Here is a 20,947-nt window from a genome sequence, read left to right on the forward strand (position 1 = left end):
CCATCTTTTAGCCTTGGCGCAGATGGTGGGGAAGTTCGTTTGGTTACAGCAGTCTTATGACTGTAACAAATAAATATAAAATCAAAAGGGGGTCTTTTAATGAAACTTAAAAGATTACTAAGCTTAGCAATTTGTGTATCTATGTTAGTAGTTGTATTTGCAGGATGTTCCAAGAAGGGAACCCAGACTACAGGTACAGAGAACAAAAAGACAGACATAATTTACTGGCAGCACAGCAGCCAGGCAAGGGATGACATGATGAAGACTCTTGCATATGAATTTATGCAGAAGAATTCCGACATAAATATAAAAACCGAATTCATCCCTGAGGAAGATTATTCAACTAAACTTACATCTGCTCTTGCAACCAATGCCGCACCGGATGTATTCCAGGTTGAATCCGGAATGATCCCAAGACTGGTAAAGGCAGATGCAGTTCAGCCACTTGACGAAACGGTAATGCCGTCTGATAAGATAAAAAGCGATTTTGTCCCTGCAGCAGTCGACGGGCTGCAAGTTGGCGGAAAATACTATGGAATGCCGACAGATATGCAGACGATAGTTCTTTACTGGAATAAGGATCTTTTAAAGGCGGAAAATCTTGACGCGGAAAAAGGACCTCAGACATGGGATGAACTTTTGGATTGGGCTAAAAAGCTTACAAAGGTAAGCAATGGTAAAATGGTTCAATCGGGATGGGGAGAAACAGGCTATCATCCTGAAGTTCAGGCATTTGTTTATACTAATGGCGGCAAAATGACTGATGACAGCGGAAAGTATGTATTTGCCGATGATCCAAAGTCGGTTGAAGCAATAAAGTTTATGGCAGATGCATATAAGGTTTCCAAGGTTTATGATACGAAATTCATGGCAACCTGGGCAGGATTCAGACAGGGCAAAGTAGCTATAATGCTTGGTCATCCTGCAATGTTCGGCAACTTAAAAAAGACGGCACCGAATGTAAAATTAGGCATTGGCCTTGTGCCGACTAAAGATGGAAAACGTGTTACGGCAGTTACATCATGGGCATATGTTGCTTCAAAGAAAGCCAATTCATCAGCATCTACTAAATGGATAGAGTATCTTTCAAGCCAGGATGTTGAAAAGAGATGGACCCAGAACACTGGTGAACTTCCTGCAAGAAAGGCCTTAATCAACGACGCGGATCTTGTAAAGGACCCACAGGTCAAGATACTTCTTTCATCTTTAAATGATTCCAAAGTAGGATCACTGCAAACAGGAGCTTTAAACAAGATTTGGAGCGATGCTTTTCAGAAGCTGATACTCAGTGATGCACCTTTTGATGCAACATTAAAGCAGCTGCAAAGCGATCTGAATACCGAGGCCTCAAAGGATTTGAAATAAAACTTAAAGAGGGAGGGAAATTCCCTCCCTCTTGTCAATTAAATAAAAATATATGAAAGGAGTGAGTTTATGGAAAATTCAATGAAAGCAAAAGCTGATGCAAATTTATTTAAAGCTCCTAAAACAAGGAAATTTAAAAGCATAAAAATCGTTCCGTATGTGTTTATTGCACCGGCTATTATTTATCTTTTTATAGTTACAATTATACCTGCTATAATGGCTCTCCCAATAAGTTTTACCGATTGGACTGCCCTAACTCCGCGAATGCATTTTATCGGCATTGAAAATTACAAACGTCTCCTTCACGACCGGGCTTTTTTCCAATCAATACTGGTTATGTCGAAGTTTTTTATCGCGGTTCCTCTAACGATGGCAGCAGGATTGCTCGTTGCGATGCTGCTTAATAATAAACTTAAAGGGATGACTTTTTTCAGAGTGGTTTATTATTCTCCAGTAATTACATCTACCATAGCTGCAGCCATATTATTCGATTGGTTTTTTCAGCCGACTTATGGGCTTTTCAACAGCATATTGAATATGCTGGGAATTCCAGGGATCGGATGGGTGTCGGATGCAAAGACGGCGGCGATGTCCGTAATCATATTCGTAGTATGGAAAAGAGCAGGGAACTCAATGCTCATATATCTGGCGGGGCTTCAGGGGGTACCCGATATGTATATGGAAGCCGCGGATATCGACGGGGCATCGTGGTGGCAAAAGTTCTGGTATATTACTCTTCCACTTTTGAAGCCTGCCAATATCTATCTGTTTATAACAGGCATAATAAGTACATTTATGATATTTCAGGAAACATATATGCTGCAGGGCCCTTTAAAGAGCACCGAAACCGTCGTATATTACATTTACGAAAAAGGGTTTACGAGTACCGAGATGGGCTATGCAAGTGCCATGTCCTTTGTACTCTTTGTGGTAATCCTTATAATTACAATCCTGCAGTTTAAAGTCATGGATGTAGATGCTAATTCCAATTAAGGGGGGAGATAATAATGAGAAAAAATAAAATAAACAAAAATATAATCTTATATATAGTTCTTATTGCATGTTCATTGCTTGTTATTGTACCTTTTGCATGGATGATATTTTCATCTTTCAAAACAGTAGAAGAATTTTATTATATGCCTCCAAAAATTCTCCCCAAGAAATTCATACTTGATAATTTTAAGGAACTGTTTCAAAAGGCAAATTTCGGTCTTTATTATTTAAACAGCTTATATGTAGCTGCAGTGCAGGTAGTGCTGGATATTATCATTGTAACTACTGCGGGATATGGATTTGCCAAGTATGATTTTAAAGGTAAAAAGGTATTATTTACGATAGTACTGGCGACGACAATGGTGCCATGGGTTGCAACGATAATTCCACTTTATATAATGGCATATAAGTCAGGAGTTGTGAACACTTATTTCGGGCTCATATTTCCAGGGCTTGCAGATGCATTCAGCATTTTCCTTGCCCGTAATTTCATGTCGACTATACCTACGACACTGATTGAGGCCGGGAGGATAGACGGTGCAGGGGAGTTTAAAATATTCAGAGTCCTTGTGCTTCCGTTAACAAAGCCTATTATTGCCGTCTTAACCATCAATAAATTTATAGGAAGCTGGAATGCATTTGTATGGCCGCTTCTCGTAGTGACAAGCGAGGAATTAAGAACACTTCCTATTGCTGTCGCTAAGTTTTCCAGTCAGTATTACGATGCATATAATTTAAAGATGGCAGCCGCCACTCTTGCAATAATACCTGTATTGATAGTTTATGTTTCTTTTCAGAAATACTTTGTGGCCGGTATATCTTTAACAGGCATTAAGGAGTGAGATATTTGAAAAGGGTCGATTATCATGTGCACACGAATTTCTCGGATGGTCAGGCTTCCTATGCCGAGGTAATAGACAGGGCAAAGGAAATCGGGCTTTACAGCATAGCTATAACGGATCATTTTGATAGTTTTGATAAAGGGAAAAGCTTCTGCTTAAAAACCGATGATGAACTGATGGACCATTTTGACAGGATACGCGAATATGGCAGTAAGATCGGGCAGAATGTTTTATGCGGCATTGAAACCTGTACGGATTATGAGGGAAACCTCAGGCTTTCCGATATAGTTATAGAAAGCTGCGACATTATCATAACAAGCCCTCATTATGTCGAATATGACGGCCCTTTGATTCCGGGCCACTATTTCAATGATTGTTACTGGGAAGCCTATAAAAGAAAAGTTTTGAATATGGCAAGGGGACCCGGCGATATACTGGGACATTCTGAAGGGTATTTGCCACTTGGAAAGTTGCTCGTCCCGGGAACTACTACTTATGAAGAAAGAAAGAAGTTATGCTATAAGATAGCTTGCAGATATTTCGACAATGAATATATAGATGAACTTGCTAAAATGTTGAAGATATCGGGAAAGGCACTGGAGCTTCATTGTGCGACGCATACGCCGAGGGAGGCAGTCATACAGAAAATGATTGAAAATAAAATTTCCATAAGCCTTGGAAGCGATTCACATGTTCTGCCAAGTGTGGGCAAAGTGGAATGGGGACTTAGCGTGTTGGAAAAGTATAATGGCGAAAAGCTACAGTTTATTAAATAATTGATTTATATTTATTGCAATTGAGATAATCAGGGGAATTCGATGGTTTTATTGTAATTGTACGGACAAAATTTTTTTATCTGGGAGGTAGTAGATGTATGCTAAAAGTAGCGATTGTAGGAGCAGGCACCATGGGCAGCGTCCACAGCAACAGTTATAGGAGCGTTCGGGGAGCAAAAGTTGTTGCCATATGCGATATACGACCTGATAGAGCGACAAAGGCAGCTTCTGCGCATGGAGCGAAGTGCTATGAAGATTATGATATGATGCTCAGGAACGAAAAGATAGATGTTGTGGATATATGCCTTCCAACATATATGCATAAGGGATTTGCCCTAAAGGCTATATCATATGGGAAACATGTGTTTTGTGAGAAGCCTATTGCGTTAAGCATAGGTGATGCCCGGGAAATGGTAGATGGTGCCCGAAACAGAGGAGTTAAATTTTCCGTGGGGCATGTCGTAAGATTTTTCCCCGCATATGCAAAAGCTGTTAAGAACATCAAAGAAGGGAAAATAGGCATCCCAAAACTGATAAGGACGACGCGGACCGGTGCGTATCCTTCATGGAGCTGGAATAACTGGTATAGCAATTATGATTGCAGCGGAGGGCCCATGGTAGATCTTATTATCCATGATATAGACTGGATAAGGTATAATTTTGGAGATGTAGAAAGAGTGTTTGCAAGAGACCTGTATGGCAGGAAAATAGATAATTTAGACCATTGCCTTATAACGCTTAGGCTTAAAAATGGCGCAATAGCACATATTGAAGGGAGCTGGGCATATCCTAAGGGTTCCATATTCGGTACCACATTTGAAATAATAGGTACAAAGGGCCAGATAGAATTTGACAGCAGAAGCAGCGCGCCCATAAAAAAGTACGTACCAAACGGCGACGCCGTGCGGACATCCATCGAAAGTCCGATGTTTCCGGATGAAGAGCCGTATACCATGGAGATTCAGAAGTTTATAGATTGTATAACAGAGAATAAGAAGCCGTTGGTTTCAGGAGAAGATGCCATAAAGGCTCTTGAAATATCTCTTGCAGCGGTCAAGTCTGCAAGGACAAAGGAAGTAGTTCTGCCCGGAGGTGATAATTGATGGAAAAAATTAAAATTGGAATGGTAAGCTTTGAGCATATGCACGCTTTGAGTTACGCAAAGGCTCTTTCAAAGATGGAAGATGTTGAAATTTCAGGAGTTGCGGATAGCGATATGTATAGAGGAACTCAGGCTGCTTCGATGTTTAATACAAAATACTATCAGGATTACAGGAAGCTTCTTGAAACCCCGGTTGACGGAGTTGTAATATGCACATGCAATAAGCTCCATATGCCGACCGTTATCGATGCCGCGAAAGCCCATAAATATATTATGGTGGAAAAACCGTTTGCGACAAATACAAAAGAAGCTGATGCAATGCTGAAAGCCTGCAGAGATAACGGCGTAAAAATGATGACCGCATTCCCTTTGAGATTCAATCAGGCGGTTATTGAGGCAAAGAAGCAGATCGACAGGGGAGATATAGGCGACATATTGTGCATTACCGGGATAAATCACGGCAAGATGCCATCGGGCTGGTTTCTGGATATAAATAAGTCCGGAGGCGGTGCGATAATCGATCATACCGTACATGTAGCGGATCTTATGAGATGGTTTACTGGAAGCGAAGTTAAAACAGTATACGCCGAAACAGGCAATATGCTATATAATACAGGAATAGATGACTGCGGAATTTTAAATGTGGAATTTGAAAACGGAGTATTCGCTACGATCGATACGAGCTGGGCGCATCACAAAAATTATCCTATATGGCCGGAAGTTTATATGGAAATAATAGGGACAAAAGGTGTATTGAAGGTAGATGCTTTCAAGCAGGTGGAAAGGGTTTATAGCGAAGAGAGCGGAGAAATAACCGATGATGTTTGGGGGAGCGATGGTGATGAAGGCCTTATGCGTGAATTCGTAAATACAATAAAGACGGGCAAGGAGCCTTCAGAGACAGGTCTTGACGGCGCGAAGGCCATGTGGATTGCCCTTGCTGCATATGCATCATCGAAAAGTCATAAGGTAGAAAAGGTAGTATACGGGGGATGAAAATATGGAACTTAAAGCAGCAGTCATAGGTTGTGGAAGGATATCTCCGATGCATTTGGTATCTATTAAGAAAACTAAAAATGCAAGGCTTGTCGCGGTATGCGATATAAAAGAAGACAGGGCAAGGGCTGCCGCGGCAGCGAATGGGTGCAGATATTATACTGATTATAAAAAAATGCTGGATGATGAAGATTTGGATGTGGTGCATATTTGCACGCCCCATTATCTTCACCATGATATGGCCGTTTATGCAGCGCAAAGGGGTATTCATGTCATAACAGAAAAACCTATGGCGATTAATTATGGAGATGCCCTGGACATGGTTAAAAAATGCAGGGAAAATGGCGTTACTTTATCTGTGATGTTTCAAAACAGATATAACAGGGCGGTTCAATATATAAAGCAGGAAATAGGAAGCGGAAACTTGGGAAGAGTTCTTTCGGCCAGGATAATAGTTACGTGGGACAGAAGGGATGAATATTATCTTAAAAGCGACTGGAAGGGTACATGGGATAAAGAAGGCGGCGGGGTCGTAATCGATCAGGCTATCCATTCCATAGATATCGTAAGATATATTATAGGAAAAGAAGCGCTTTCTGTGGAGGCATGTATTCATAACAGGAGGCATAAAAAATTCAAGATAGAGGATACGGCAGAAGGAATCATAGAATTTGAAGATAACATACTCGCAAGCTTTTATACGATGAATTATTTTACATTCGATATGCCTATAGAGATCACTTTTCACTGTGAAAAGGGCGTTTGCGGGATAAATGGCGATGAAGGATTTATATCGTATAAGGACGGCAGATATGTTTCCATAAAACCACTGGATGAAGATAAAATCGATTATGGGAATGGCGCAAAAAAATACTGGGGTTACTGCCATTTTATCGAAATAAAAAATGCCTATGAGGCTATAGAGGACAAAAGGAATGTGGATGTAAACGGAGAGGATTGCCTCAAGACGCAGCAGATAATAAATTCTATATATGAATCAGGGAAATCAGGGTTTAAAATATATCTGAAGCATGATGCAAATATTTAGGTTGCTTCAAACAAGAAGGTGCTTCTTTGAATAGCGCGATGGATACAAGAAAACAAAAGGAACATGTAGTATATATAAATTGGGATGGGTTTGCATGGTATTATTATGAACTGGCTAACAAAAACGGAAGCTTAAAAACACATTTTATAAATGAGCTTGCAAAATCAGGAGTGCTGTTTACAAACGCATACACGGGGATACCGTCAATAACCAACCCTATGCAAACGGCAATCGTATGCGGAGCATGGCCTAAAACTACGGGTAACTGTTATAGATATTATGACAGGAAAACAAACAAAGTTATCCAGTTTGGAAGAGAGAATAAAGCTGAAACCATAGCCGAGGCGGCAGTAAGGCAGGGCATTAATGCCGCCTCGGTGCAGCAGTTTATTTTACAGGACAGGGGAACTAAAGCCGGCGATAATAAAAATCCGTATATACAATATGAAAAGGCCGATTATTCTTTGCGCTTCGATACAGCTATAAAACTCATAAAGGGGGAGGCTGTCGGTAAATGGGGACAGAGAATAAGGCTAAGGGAAATACCGGGATTTTTAGCCCTTTATATGGATGACCTCGATGGCATAGGTCACAACAACGGGACAACTTATGGCGTACGGCGGGTAAAGACTGAAGAGGACAGGGTAAATAGCGTATTAAAAAGGCTAAATGAAATGGATGAAAAACTTGAAGAATTTGTACAGGCCTCCAAGGATGTCGGCATATATGACGATACATCGTTTATACTTACATCTGACCATGGCATGGCCCCATATGGGCAGCAGGACTTAGAGTATGATGGATATGGTTATACAAAACTTATCGATCTTATAAAAACTATAGAAAGTTTGAATTACAGGGTTGATGTATTAGATAAGGGACAGGGAGCATCACATGACGCTGATATCGTAATAGTATGCGTGGGGCTTGAGGCACAGCTTACATTTGCAAGGGATTATTCAGATGATGAAATTGTAAGGATTATAAATGCCGTTAAGGATAAGCCTTATACAGGCGCAATAATGACAAGGGATGAAATGGAGAAAAGGGGAGCCATGGAAGGTTTTGCAGATTTGCTGATATCTCCAAAACCGCCGTATAGCTTCCAGCCGAGCAGAAGACTTTTTATAGCCGGCGGGCAGCATGATTCACTGGATGAAAGCGCCCAGCATATATTCTCTATGATGTGGGGAAAAGGCATAAAAAAGGGTTATGTATATACAAAGAAGATGTACAATATCGATTTTGCAAGGACCATGGCAAAACTTCTCGGTATCGATGGACCAAAGGATGCGACAGGTGGTATACTAGAAGGAGCTTTGCTGCAGAGGTGACCAAAAGGGATTGCCAGGAGCAAAATATATTTCTATTACTCTAAAGAGTTCACCTAAGGTATAATTACCAAGGTTTTTTAAAGGAGATGGCAATATATGAAAAAGAAAAAATTTGCATGTCTTTTTTTGATATCTGCAATGATTTTTTCAATACTTCCGGTTATAAGATTTGCAAAACAAGTACATGCTAAGAATGCCGATAAACATGGTACACTTACATCGATGGAGAGCGATGTGGATTATATTGATCCCGATGACGATTACGTCGTGTATATAAACTGGGATGGATTTGCAAAATATTATTATGATTTGGCAAATAAGGGGAAGAATACAAAGACGCTTGTACTTAACAGTCTGGTAAAAAGCGGCGTGATGTTTGAAAATGCTTATACAGGAGTGCCTTCTATAACAAATGCAATGCAGCCTGCAATAGTATCGGGGGCATGGCCTTTTGTTACGGGGAATGCATACAGGTATTTCGATAAAAAGACCAATACCGTGATTCAATTTGGAAGGGAAAATAAAGCGGAGACTATTGCGGAAGCGGCAGGAAGGCAGGGCCTGATGGTTGCTTCGGTGCACCAGTTTACGCTGGAGAACAGGGGGACTGTTGCAGGAGATCCTGCAAAGCCCTATATCACGGCAGGTGATAATGCTGACTATGCCGCAAGATTTGATGAAGCTATAAAGTTGATTAAGGGTGAAAAAGTAAAGAGCGGCAGCGGTGAAATCCAGCCCGATGGGATGCCGAGATTTTTAGCTCTTTATATGGACGACCTTGATGCTCTCGGGCACAATGAAAAGACTGCATATGGAGTGCCTGTCGCAACAACTGAGGATGGAAGGCTTAAAAATGTGACAGAAAGGCTGCACGAGATGGACGCCAAACTTGGGGAATTCATACAGGCCTGCAAGGACAGGGGCATCTATGACAACATGACTTTTGTGCTTACGACTGATCATGGGATGGCGCCATTTGGCCAGCAGGGAATACTACCTGATAAATATGGATATTCCAAGCTTGCCGATCTTGTAGATACAATAGAGAGCCTTGGTTATAAAGTCGAAGTGCTGTCCCAGAACCAGAGTCCAAAACCTGATACCGATATCGTAATTGTATGTGTAGGACTTGAAGCCCAGATATCCTTTACAGGAGATTATACAAATTCCGATATTGACAAAATCGTAAAAGCCGTAAGGCGCAAAAAGTATGCCGGCGAAATAATGGATAAGCTTGAGATGCAAAGAAGAGGGGCAATCGACGGCTTCGCCGACCTTGTAATATCGCCAAAACCTCCATATAGTTTTAAAACAGACACAGGCAAATTATATATTGCAAGAGGACAGCATGATTCATTGGATGAAAGCGCCCAGCATATATTCTCAATTATGTGGGGAAAAGGAATAAAAAAAGGATATGCATATACAGAGAAGATATACAACATCGATTTTGCAAGGACCATGGCAAAACTTCTGGGAATTGAGGGACCCAAGGATGCAACAGGTAATATACTGACGGAAGCTTTTTCAAAGAGTTATGGATCGGGAAAATAAAAATTGAACATATTGACATTTTATAGTCAAAGTGTTATTTTATAGATGATAATAAAATTAATATTGCATGGTTTCGGTTGGACAAACGCAAGTTTGATTCCAAGACTTTTTAAGGTTTCTAGGGTGGGAAGCTCAATTTTGAGCTTTCCACTTTTTGTATATATGTGCATAGGGAGGTGAGCTTATTTGATAAATGAGATAATAGGCGCCATAAAAAAGGCTGAATGTGAGAGCGAAAACATCGAAGAATCTGCGCTTAAAAAGGAAAAGCAAATGGCAAAAGATGCATACAAGCAGGCAGAAAAAGTAATTTCTGATGCAACTTCTAACGCTGAAATAATTTCGAGGGATATCATAAAGAATAAGGAAAGCGAGGCGAAGATAAAAGCAGAACAAATTTTAAGCAAAGGCAAAGCTGCTGCTGCGGCTGTAAAATCAACGGAGGAAGGAAAGATAAGCCTTGCAGTTAAACTGATCATCGGAAGGATAGTGGATGTCGATGGCAATAGTTAAGATGAAAAAAATAACCCTTGCAGCATCTGTCGGCTCAAAGGATGAAATTTTAAATGTGCTTTTGGAGAATGGTTCTGTCGATATTGTAGATTTAAAAGATGCAGATGCTTCGTTGGGCGAAGCCGGCTGCTTTAAAGATCCACCGGCTTTAAGAGAGGCGGAAGAGGAATACAATAAAATAGGACTTGTCTGTGGATTTCTCAAGAAATATTCGAATGTAAAGGAAAATTTATTTACTAAAAAGGAGATACTTACGTTAAAAGAATTCAAAGAGGCTGGAAGCAATGCCAAGTGGAAGGAAATTTACGGCAAATGTGCATCCATAAGCAAAGCAATGGATGAAAATAGAAGCGAAAGAACAGCGGCTGCAAATAAAATAGGTTCCTACTTCGGATGGGAAAACATGGATACTGATTTAAGCCAGCTTGACAGTTTAAGGATGACTGTATATTTTATAGGCACGATAAATGCAAGATATATAGATGAATTAAAGACCGAAGTAAGCACTGCATCCGATGATGCCATTGTAATAGAGGTATCCTCAAGACAGAAAAAAATAAATTTATTTGTGCTGGCGCATAAAGATGAAACAGGGAAAATATCTGAGATTTTGAAAAAGTACGGTTTTGCCAAAACAGGTATAGATCTTGATATGGCGCCGAAAGAAAAAATAGAATACTTGGAAAGCAGGGTAAAAGAGCTCGACAGGCAATATGAAGATCTTGCAGGCCAGGCTTTTGACTTGGCTTCCAATCTCAAGGATATGGAAAAGGTTTATGATTTTATGGCATCCAAGCTTGAAAAAGAGAAGACTATATCCAAACTTGCAAGGACCAGGGAAACATTTGTCCTTGAAGGATGGGTTCCCGGGTGCAAAGCGGATAGAATAAAAAGTATACTAAAGCATAAATATCCCGATGCGCTTGTAATTTTGGAGGAACCTGCAGAGGACGATGCACCGCCTATACAGCTTAAAAACAATGCATTTGTAGAGCCGTTTGAGGTAATAACGTCGCTCTACAGCCTGCCCCTTAATGATGAAATCGACCCGACTCCGGTTTTGACGCCGTTTTTCATACTTTTCTTCGGCATGATGATGGCAGATGCCGGGTATGGTTTGATTATGGGCATTGCTGCGGCGCTCATGCTTAAGTATACGAATATTGAAGGCAACATGAGAAAAATTGTAAAAGTGCTTTTATACTGTAGCCCTCCTACAGTTATATTCGGATTGCTGTATGGGAGCTTTTTTGGCGGAATAATTCCTCTTAAGCCTCTTTGGGTAAGTCCTGTAGACAATACCATGGAAGTTTTGATAGTATCGATCGCCTTGGGGCTCATACATATTTTTACGGGGCTTGGTGTCAAAGCATATGAGCTTATTAAGTCCGGACATATTCTTGACGCCGTATACGATGTGTTTTTCTGGTATGGACTTATCATAGGGCTTATCTGGATGCTGCTTGGAGGCGGTCAGGCTGCAAAAATAATATCGGCTGTAAGCGCTGTCGGACTTTTGCTTACGCAGGGCAGAAGCAACAAGACCATAATGGGAAAGTTTTTTGGAGGGCTTTACGGATTGTATGGTATAACATCATATCTTGGAGATGCACTTTCCTATTCGAGGCTCCTTGCTCTCGGGCTTGCTTCGGGGCTTATAGGATGGGCTTTTGACCTTTTGATAAATATGCTCGGCAGCGGTGTCGCCGCAATAGTAGGTGGGACTCTTATATTCTTGGTTGGCCATACGTTTAATTTGCTTGTCGGCGGCCTTGGTACTTTTGTCCACACATGCAGGCTTGAATATTTGGAGTTCTTCGGTAAATTTTATCAGGGCGGCGGAAAGGCTTTTAATCCTTTAAAAATAAATACTAAATTTATAAAATTAGATACGGAAAAATAGGGAGGTTATTTATTATGGAATGGACAAATTTTCTTGGCTTTATAAAACAATATGGCGGACCGATATTTGCAATTTTTGGCGCGGGCTTTGCAGCGTTTATGGCAGGCATGGGTTCAGCGAAGGGTGTTGGCTTGGTAGGAGAGGTATCGACAGGGCTCGTAACCGAAGATCCGGATAAGTTCGGAAGGACATTGATACTACAGGTTATTCCGGGAACGCAGGGTTTTTATGGTTTTATCACGGCTCTTATAATATTATCCAGGATTGGTCTCCTTTCAGGTAACTTGAAGCCATTGACACTGTATCAGGGGCTTTTGTTTCTTGCAGCATCGCTTCCTGTAGCATTTGTCGAATACAGTTCCGCAATATCCCAGGGAAAGACTGCCGCAGCGGGAATACAGATAATTGCTAAAAGGCCTGAAAAATTTTTCGACGGCGTCATATATGCAGTAATGGTTGAAACATATGCGGTGCTTGCACTTATTGTATCGGTTCTTATGATTGTCAATATACCTCTTTAGGAGGGGTTGGATTTATGGCTGAGATAGACAACTTAAAAAACAGGATAATCAAAGATGGAATGCAGAAAGCCTCGGAAATTGAGGGCGAAGCTTTAAAAAAGGTCGATAATATAATCGCCGAGGCCAGAAAAAAGGCTGAAAAAATAGTAAAGGATGCAAAAGAAAGAGCTAAAGAGGAAGGATTGAAAAGCAGCGAGAGGATTATATCAGGCGCTGAACTCGATAAACGGAATATGATACTTGCCGCAAAGCAGGATTTGATCGATAGCGTTTTTAAAAGCGCAATCCAAAAGATACGAAGCATGAAAGACGATGAATATACCGCATTAATCGAAAAGTTGCTGTTGAGAAACGTTGAATCAGGTGATGAAGAAGTAATTTTTGCGGAAAATGACAAGCACAGGATAGATAGTGGATTGTTGAAAAGGGTAAATGAAAAGCTCGCAGGTTTAAATAAACAGGGCAAGCTCACAGAAAGCCGGCAAACGGTGGGCATTGAATCGGGTTTTATATTAAAGAAAGGTGGAGTTGAAGTAAACTGCTCCATAGAAGCACTTGTGTGGTCTCTTCGGGAAAGCCTTGAAACTTCAATTGCCGCCATGCTGTTTGGCGGCAAATAGCGAAGGTCTGAGGAGGTTTATTTATGGATAATACGGTTTTTGCCGGTATAACCGGCCGAATAAGGTCCATGGAAACGAAGCTTTTAGGTATGCCGAAATTAGAATCTCTTTCGGATGCATCTGATTTTGAGGGATGCATTGAAATGCTAAAGGGAACAAGATATGACAAGTATATAAACATGCCGTCATATGATGAAGGCTTAAAAATAGCTGTACAGGATTTGTATAAGGAAATGCATAAAATGTCTCCTGCTCGTGAAGTAGTTGATATAATGGCTGTAAAATATGATGCGCACAATATTAAATGTCTGATAAAGGGCAGACTTTCAGACTTGAATGTGGAAAACATTTTGATAGATGCGGGCACGATACCTGTTCCGGATTTAATGAGAATAAAGGATGAGAAAAATTTCAAAGGAATTCCAAACATCCTGGCAAGACGCATGCGGGAATCTGTTGAGGTTTATAAAAAAACTCATATTTCAAACGATATAGATGTCAATATCGACAGAGGTACGTTTGAATATATGATGGAAATTTCGAAAAAAAGCGGCATGAAATACCTTACAGAATATACTTCGCTTATAATCGATGTAACAAATATCATGTCGTTTATAAGACTGAAGGCTGTCGGAGACGAGCTTGCGACATTTGAAAAGATGTTCATACAGGGCGGAAATATTGGGTACGATATATTTTCGCCGTTTTTCGGGCAGTCTCTCGATAAATTTGCCTCCAAGATATTTTATACCGGCTATTATAAATGGGCAAACGCTATCAGCGAATATATGAAAGCTAATGATATAGGTTATCTTGAAAAATTCAGGGATGATTATATAATGGATTTCATAAAAAAAGCGAGATATGTAAGTCTTGGACCACAAATCGTAATTGCCTATATTGCCGCAGTTGAAAATGAGATCAGGATGCTGAGGATAATATTGACAGGCAAAAAGAATAATGTTAAACCAGAAAGTATAAAAAAAAGGCTGCGTGATGTCTATGTATAAGATAGGGGCTGTAGGTGAAAGGGACGCTCTCATGGCTTTCCTTGCCATCGGCATTTCTATAAAAGCAGTTGAAAATGCAGAAGATGCCAAAAATGCCGTAAATAAAATGGCCGATGATGGATACGGATTGATTTTTATAACGGAAAACACTGCGAAAGATATAAAAGATACTATAGATAAATATAAAAATAAGCTGGTTCCAGCTATAATATTGATTCCAGGAACACAAGGGAGCCTTGGCATAGGGCTTCAAAACATAAAAGAAAACGTTGCGAAGGCTATCGGAGTCGATATTCTATCTAAGAAAGAAGGTTGATGGCTTGAATACAGGGAAAATTTTGAAGGTATCAGGACCCCTTGTTGTTGCAGAAGGGATGAGCGACGCCAACATGTTCGATGTTGTAAGAGTAGGAGAAAAGAAACTAATAGGTGAAATAATAGAGATGAAGGGTGACAGGGCGTCCATACAGGTATATGAGGAAACCTCCGGATTAAAGCCAGGAGAGGAAGTTGTATCGACCGGAGAACCTTTAAGCGTGGAGCTTGGTCCAGGACTTATCGAATCGATGTTCGACGGAATACAGCGCCCGCTGGAGGGAATAGCCAAGATAGCGGGGGATTTCATTGCCAGAGGGGTGAGCATACCGGCTCTTGACAGGAAAAAGAAATGGCATTTTAAACCTGTCAAAAAGATAGGCGACAGGGTTGTTCCAGGAGATATAATAGGTATCGTTAAAGAAACTGTTATAGTGGAACATAGGATAATGCTGCCATTTGGAATAGAAGGCGAACTGACGGAGATAAACGAAGGCGATTTTACCATAACGGATGTTGTCGCAAAGGTCAGGAAGGGTGACGGAAACACAGTAGAACTTACCATGATGCAAAAATGGCCTGTAAGGAAGGCAAGGCCGTATAAAGATAAAATCGCGCCGGATGAGCCTTTGATAACCGGGCAAAGGGTAATAGACACGTTTTTTCCGGTGGCCAAGGGAGGAACAGCGTGTGTTCCGGGACCTTTCGGAAGCGGAAAGACTGTTGTGCAGCATCAACTGGCGAAATGGGCCGATGCTGAGATAGTAGTTTACATAGGCTGCGGTGAGAGGGGAAACGAAATGACCGATGTGCTTATGGAATTTCCGAAGCTGAAGGACCCTAAAACCGGGGAACCCTTAATGAAAAGGACGGTGCTTATTGCAAATACGTCAAATATGCCTGTTGCAGCGCGTGAGGCCTCTATATATACAGGAATCACCATTGCGGAATATTTCAGGGATATGGGATATTCGGTAGCGCTTATGGCCGATTCCACGTCAAGGTGGGCCGAGGCGCTCCGCGAAATGTCCGGGCGCCTTGAGGAGATGCCGGGGGAGGAAGGGTATCCGGCATACCTGTCTTCGAGGATCGCGGAGTTTTACGAGCGTGCAGGAAAGGTTAGATGTATCGGAAGCGAGGACAGAGTAGGCGCTTTAAGCGCAATAGGAGCCGTTTCACCTGCAGGAGGAGATCTATCCGAACCGGTTACACAGGCTACGCTTAAGGTCGTCAAGGTCTTCTGGGGGCTTGACGCGGATCTCGCTTACAGGAGACATTTCCCTGCCATAAACTGGCTGCTTAGTTATTCACTTTATAAGGATAAAATAGGTTCATTCATACAGAAAAATTTGGGGATAAAGGATTGGAGTGAACTTACGCAGGATGCCATGAACGTGCTTCAGGATGAAAATGAGCTTCAGGAAATCGTAAGATTGGTAGGAATAGATTCATTATCCCTAAAAGACAGGTGGACTCTCGAATGCGCAAGATCCATAAGGGAAGATTATCTTCATCAAAATGCTTTCCATGAAATAGATACTTATACTTCTATAAATAAACAGTATAAAATGCTCAAGGTCATAATGAATTTTTATCATTCAGGTGAAAAAGCCATCCAAAGGGGTGCCGATTTTGAAAAATTAGCTCATCTTCCCCTAAGGGAAAGGATAACAAGAGCTAAATACGTAAGTGAAAAGGAACTTGAAAAGATAGATGAAATCAATAATGATATAAAGACGGATATTGAGAATTTGATTGAAGGGGGCCGGAAAAATGCTTAAGGAATACAAGACAATAAAAGAAGTAGCGGGCCCGTTGATGTTTGTAGATAAGGTTCATGGCGTGGCATATGATGAACTTGTAGAAATAGAGACCCAAAGCGGGGACATACGCAGGGGAAAGGTGCTGGAGGTAAATGAGGATAAGGCATTGGTTCAGCTTTTTGAAAGTTCTGAAGGCATAAATATAAAGAAGAGCAAAGTTAAGTTTCTGGGAAGGTCCCTGGAACTTGGGGTTTCACTGGATATGCTTGGAAGGGTATTTACCGGGCTTGGAAATCCGAGGGACGGAGGCCCTAAGATAATACCGGAAAAGAGGATGGACATTTCAGGACAGCCGATAAACCCTGCAAGAAGGGATTATCCTTCTGAATTTATACAGACGGGGATATCTTCGATAGACGGGCTGAATACCCTTGTAAGAGGGCAAAAGCTTCCTATATTTTCAGGATCGGGACTTCCTCATACACATCTTGCAGCACAAATTGCAAGGCAGGCGAAAGTTTTAGGGAGTGAAAGCAATTTTGCCGTGGTATTCGCAGCCATGGGCATAACTTTCGAAGAAGCAGACTTTTTCATAAGCGATTTTAAAAGGACTGGTTCCATAGGAAGGACTGTACTTTTTATAAATCTCGCCAATGATCCTGCAATTGAAAGGATTGCAACTCCGAGGATGGCTTTAACATGTGCCGAATACCTGGCGTTTGAAAAGGGCATGCATGTGCTGGTCATAATGACGGATATGACTAATTATGCAGAAGCATTAAGGGAAGTTTCTGCGGCAAGAAAGGAAGTACCCGGAAGAAGAGGATATCCGGGCTACCTTTATACCGATCTTGCAAGCTTATATGAAAGAGCAGGGAAGATCAAAGGAAGAGAGGGATCCATAACACAGATACCTATTTTGACAATGCCAGAGGATGATAAAACTCATCCCATTCCCGATCTTACAGGTTACATAACCGAGGGGCAGATAATATTAAGCAGGGAACTTTACAGAAAGGGCATTTTGCCGCCAATAGACGTTTTGCCTTCACTTTCAAGGCTGAAGGATAAGGGGATAGGCAAAGGCAAGACGAGAGAAGATCATGCAGATACCATGAATCAGCTTTTTTCAGCTTATGCCCAGGGCAAACAGGCAAAGGAGCTTTCGGTAATATTAGGGGAAACGGCGCTTTCCGATGTCGATAAGATTTATGCGAAATTTGCAGATGAGTTTGAAAAAAGGTATGTATCCCAGGGTGAATATGAGAACAGAAGCATAGAGGAAACGCTGGACCTAGGATGGCGGCTTTTGTCTATGATACCTAGGACAGAGCTTAAGAGGATAAGCGATGAATATATAGATAAATACATGCCCAAGGGTGATGATGAGCGATGAGGCTTAATGTTAATCCTACAAGGATGGAGCTTAGCCGCCTGAAAAAAAGGCTGACTGTTGCTGAACGAGGTTTCAAGCTTTTGAAAGATAAGCAGGATGAGCTCATGAGAAAGTTTATAGACTTGATCAAAAAGAACAACGAACTCAGGAAAGAAGTTGAAGATGAACTGTCCATGTCCATGAAAGAATTCATGATGGCAAAGGCTGCCATGTCGTCCGATATGCTGGAAGAGGCGATAATGATGCCTGTGAATAAGATAAGCCTTGATATTGCAGTTAAAAATGTAATGAGCGTAAATGTGCCTGCCATGAAGTTTTCCGTGGAATCGGATGAGCATGCTCCCATATATCCTTATGGATTTGCCCAGACATCCGGGGAACTTGACGGCGCAATAAAAAAATTATATGACATATTGCCTCATCTTTGGGAATTGGCTGAGGTTGAAAAAACATGCGAGCTCATGGCCCTTGAGATCGAAAAGACCAGAAGAAGGGTTAACGCCCTTGAATATGTGATGATACCCCAGCTTCAGGAGACCGTGAAATATATAACCATGAAACTCGACGAGAATGAAAGGAACAATATTACAAGGCTCATGAAAATTAAAAGCATGATGCAGGATCAGGATCTATAAAAATCATCCCGCCATTCATCAAAATAAATAGCGGGATGATTTTTATAGATTGTTGTTACATCTAATTCTGAGAACAAATCCTGCTTTTAATACGTCTATTATTATGAAAATAGAAATTTTTAACTGCTGTTTCAATTATTTATAATATTATACCCAGTTGAAATTAGTATAAGAAAGGAGTGAGGTTAAAAGTGCTATTTAAACCGAAGTTGCTAATAACATCAGTGATAGCAGTACTTTTCATAACATTCCTGTTCGCAAGGCCCTATATTTTCGGGAAAAGCTTTGAGGACCTGGCTGGAACCAGCAGCAAGAATATAACTGAAGTGTTTATGAGAAGTGGGATGAATGGGGACAGTGTAGCTACCACAGATAAGGCAAAGATAAATGAAATTGTGGATTTGGTGGACAACAGGCATTACACCAAATCCAAAGATCAGGAACCAAAGACGGGATACAATTATTTTTATGATTTCTACGTTGGAGATAAGAAAGTATTAACAATAACTAACGCCGGCAGCCGAATAAAGGCAAATACTACTTATTGCAATGTAGATAAGCCGATACCCTTAGATGGAATCAAAAAGTGGTTCAATTCCCTTCCTGTATCGAAATTGCCGGATGAAGCCGGAACCCATCACGACACCACCAATACAAGTCCATAAGTTTAAGAGACAAAAGCCGCTCAAAATTTGTTTTTACACAAATTTTGCGCAGCTTTTTTGCTTATCTATGAAACTGAATATATTGATATAAAGTTATTTAAGGATGCTGTCTTTTCCGGCAGATGGGACATGAATTCCTATTTTGAATATAGCTCTATTATTTTTAGTATTACCTCGACTGCCTTTTGCATGGATTCCGCCGGTATATACTCAAACCTGCCGTGGTAATTGTACCCGCCTGTAAAGAGGTTGGGGGTCGGAAGGCCCATAAATGAAAGCATCGCACCGTCTGTACCGCCTCTTATAGGATTTACGGATGGTCTTACGCCTACCTCTTCCATTGCCTTTTGGGCTGTTTCCACTATATGTTTATTCTCATTTATCTTTTCCAGCATATTATAATACTGGTCTTTAATCCCCAGTAATACCGTACCTTCACCGTATTTTTTGTTTAAAGCATCGGCAGCCTTTTGCATGGCTATTTTTTTATTATTGAATTTTGTAGAATCAAAATCCCTTATAATATACTTCATCGTGGTCTGCTCGACGTTTCCGCTAATATCCATCAGATGGTAAAATCCCTCGCGCTCTTCGGTATTTTCAGGTGTTTCATCTGCAGGAAGCATATAAGCGTACTCCATTGCAACCGTAATTGAATTTACCATGACCCCTTTTGCAGTTCCCGGATGTGTGCTTACTCCGTTTACGATAACGAGGGCCTTTGCAGCATTGAAGTTTTCATATTCCAACTCTCCTATGGCTCCGCCGTCCACTGTGTATGCAAAATCAGCGTCGAATTTTTTGACGTCGAAGAAGTCCACTCCCCTGCCGACTTCCTCATCAGGTGTAAAACCTATTTTGATATCGCCATGTTTAACTTCGGGATGCCTTATAAGATATTCTGCTGCCGTCACTATTTCCGAAACGCCGGCTTTGTCATCGGCACCTAAGAGAGTGGTGCCGTCAGTTGTTATTATAGTCTGACCTATGTAATTTTTCAGCTCGGGAAACTTTTCAGGCGACAGTTTTATATTTTTTTCTTTGTTCAGTAAAATATCCTTTCCATCATAATTTTTACTGATTTTAGGATTTACATTGCGACCTGACACGGCGCTGCTGGTATCTACATGGGAGATAAATCCTATTTTAGGCACATGTTTATCCGTATTTGAATGCAGATTAGCAAATACATATCCATGTTTATCCATGGTAACATCCTTCAGCCCCATATCCTTCAGTTCATTTGTCAGATCTTTTAGAAATATCAACTGCTTTGCAGTGCTTGGAAATTCCTCAACATCTTCCTGTGACTGCGTATCATATTTTACATATTTTAGAAACCTTTCAACGACTTTTTTCAACGTTATTCCCTGCCTTTCCCATCAAAATAGTCCTTCTCGAACCTTTTTTATAGCTTAGCATTTTTTTATCCTGATGTAAAGCTGACATTTGCGGGGGTCTTTGATTCTTATGCGGCAGCAGGCCAAGAACTTATCAAAACTCTCATAATGCTCATTTGTCGCTCGAAATAACATAATCCTATTTATGCCTGATTTCAAATTGCAAATTGAATTTGAAGAGTATTCCGGAAGGAAC

20 protein-coding genes and 1 other annotated feature are annotated in these 20,947 nt (G+C 40.9%); of the genes, 19 read left to right on the forward strand and 1 reads right to left on the reverse strand.

All coding sequences use genetic code 11. The annotated features are described in order from the left end of the window. Positions 1-99: 99 nt before the first annotated feature. The 19 genes from QME45_03375 (at position 100) to QME45_03465 (ending at position 19,351) form a co-directional block, all read left to right on the forward strand. The gene (locus QME45_03375) at positions 100-1,365 is read left to right on the forward strand and encodes an ABC transporter substrate-binding protein (protein MDI6617704.1); all 1,266 of its coding nucleotides are present in this window, start codon (positions 100-102) and stop codon (positions 1,363-1,365) included. Between the two features lie 69 nt (positions 1,366-1,434). Next, a complete protein-coding gene (locus tag QME45_03380; GenBank protein MDI6617705.1) occupies positions 1,435-2,358 on the forward strand; it encodes a sugar ABC transporter permease in 924 nt (307 codons plus the stop codon). A 14-nt stretch (positions 2,359-2,372) separates the two neighbouring features. Then, complete coding sequence (locus QME45_03385; GenBank protein MDI6617706.1) at positions 2,373-3,200, forward strand: carbohydrate ABC transporter permease; 828 nt, start codon at positions 2,373-2,375, stop codon at positions 3,198-3,200. A 5-nt stretch (positions 3,201-3,205) separates the two neighbouring features. Further along, on the forward strand, positions 3,206-3,976 hold the full coding sequence (locus QME45_03390; GenBank protein ID MDI6617707.1) for a PHP domain-containing protein: 771 nt from the start codon (positions 3,206-3,208) through the stop codon (positions 3,974-3,976). A gap of 98 nt (positions 3,977-4,074) precedes the next feature. Continuing rightward, positions 4,075-5,079, forward strand: coding sequence for a Gfo/Idh/MocA family oxidoreductase (locus QME45_03395; protein MDI6617708.1), 1,005 nt, complete (start codon positions 4,075-4,077; stop codon positions 5,077-5,079). After that, a complete protein-coding gene (locus tag QME45_03400) occupies positions 5,079-6,074 on the forward strand; it encodes a Gfo/Idh/MocA family oxidoreductase (protein ID MDI6617709.1) in 996 nt (331 codons plus the stop codon). Before QME45_03395 ends, QME45_03400 begins: the two co-directional genes overlap by 1 nt. A gap of 4 nt (positions 6,075-6,078) precedes the next feature. Further along, on the forward strand, positions 6,079-7,122 hold the full coding sequence (locus QME45_03405; GenBank protein MDI6617710.1) for a Gfo/Idh/MocA family oxidoreductase: 1,044 nt from the start codon (positions 6,079-6,081) through the stop codon (positions 7,120-7,122). Between the two features lie 26 nt (positions 7,123-7,148). Beyond that, positions 7,149-8,456 carry an alkaline phosphatase family protein gene (locus QME45_03410; GenBank protein ID MDI6617711.1) on the forward strand — a complete coding sequence of 436 codons (1,308 nt, stop codon included), beginning with the start codon at positions 7,149-7,151 and terminating at the stop codon, positions 8,454-8,456. Between the two features lie 96 nt (positions 8,457-8,552). Continuing rightward, complete coding sequence (locus QME45_03415; protein MDI6617712.1) at positions 8,553-10,010, forward strand: alkaline phosphatase family protein; 1,458 nt, start codon at positions 8,553-8,555, stop codon at positions 10,008-10,010. 75 nt (positions 10,011-10,085) lie between these two features. Continuing rightward, positions 10,086-10,143 (forward strand) — a sequence feature (sodium ion sensor (DUF1646 type); this cis-regulatory element may regulate processes involved in with the transportation of sodium ions). 53 nt (positions 10,144-10,196) lie between these two features. Then, positions 10,197-10,523: a hypothetical protein gene (locus QME45_03420; GenBank protein ID MDI6617713.1), complete on the forward strand. Its 327-nt coding sequence runs from the start codon at positions 10,197-10,199 to the stop codon at positions 10,521-10,523. After that, positions 10,504-12,426 carry a V-type ATP synthase subunit I gene (locus QME45_03425; GenBank protein MDI6617714.1) on the forward strand — a complete coding sequence of 641 codons (1,923 nt, stop codon included), beginning with the start codon at positions 10,504-10,506 and terminating at the stop codon, positions 12,424-12,426. Before QME45_03420 ends, QME45_03425 begins: the two co-directional genes overlap by 20 nt. Positions 12,427-12,440: 14 nt before the next feature. After that, positions 12,441-12,947, forward strand: coding sequence for a V-type ATP synthase subunit K (locus tag QME45_03430; GenBank protein MDI6617715.1), 507 nt, complete (start codon positions 12,441-12,443; stop codon positions 12,945-12,947). 14 nt (positions 12,948-12,961) lie between these two features. Beyond that, a complete protein-coding gene (locus QME45_03435) occupies positions 12,962-13,567 on the forward strand; it encodes a V-type ATP synthase subunit E (protein MDI6617716.1) in 606 nt (201 codons plus the stop codon). Positions 13,568-13,590: 23 nt separating this feature from the next. Beyond that, the gene (locus QME45_03440) at positions 13,591-14,577 is read left to right on the forward strand and encodes a V-type ATP synthase subunit C (protein MDI6617717.1); all 987 of its coding nucleotides are present in this window, start codon (positions 13,591-13,593) and stop codon (positions 14,575-14,577) included. Beyond that, positions 14,570-14,893, forward strand: a complete 324-nt coding sequence (locus QME45_03445) for a V-type ATP synthase subunit F (GenBank protein ID MDI6617718.1) — start codon at positions 14,570-14,572, stop codon at positions 14,891-14,893. The genes QME45_03440 and QME45_03445 overlap by 8 nt, the downstream gene beginning before the upstream one ends. A 4-nt stretch (positions 14,894-14,897) precedes the next feature. Then, complete coding sequence (locus QME45_03450; GenBank protein ID MDI6617719.1) at positions 14,898-16,673, forward strand: V-type ATP synthase subunit A; 1,776 nt, start codon at positions 14,898-14,900, stop codon at positions 16,671-16,673. Then, positions 16,666-18,051 carry a V-type ATP synthase subunit B gene (locus tag QME45_03455; GenBank protein MDI6617720.1) on the forward strand — a complete coding sequence of 462 codons (1,386 nt, stop codon included), beginning with the start codon at positions 16,666-16,668 and terminating at the stop codon, positions 18,049-18,051. Before QME45_03450 ends, QME45_03455 begins: the two co-directional genes overlap by 8 nt. Beyond that, a complete protein-coding gene (locus QME45_03460; GenBank protein ID MDI6617721.1) occupies positions 18,048-18,686 on the forward strand; it encodes a V-type ATP synthase subunit D in 639 nt (212 codons plus the stop codon). The genes QME45_03455 and QME45_03460 overlap by 4 nt, the downstream gene beginning before the upstream one ends. Before the next feature lie 191 nt (positions 18,687-18,877). Continuing rightward, positions 18,878-19,351: a hypothetical protein gene (locus QME45_03465; protein ID MDI6617722.1), complete on the forward strand. Its 474-nt coding sequence runs from the start codon at positions 18,878-18,880 to the stop codon at positions 19,349-19,351. 137 nt (positions 19,352-19,488) lie between these two features. On the opposite strand, the gene pepT is transcribed toward QME45_03465, so the two are convergent. Beyond that, complete coding sequence (gene pepT / locus QME45_03470; protein ID MDI6617723.1) at positions 19,489-20,712, reverse strand: peptidase T; 1,224 nt, start codon at positions 20,710-20,712, stop codon at positions 19,489-19,491. Between the last annotated feature and the right edge of the window lie 235 nt (positions 20,713-20,947).

Source organism: Clostridiales bacterium (assembly GCA_030016385.1).
In the GTDB taxonomy this organism is placed as follows: Bacteria; Bacillota; Clostridia; order Clostridiales; family Oxobacteraceae; genus JASEJN01.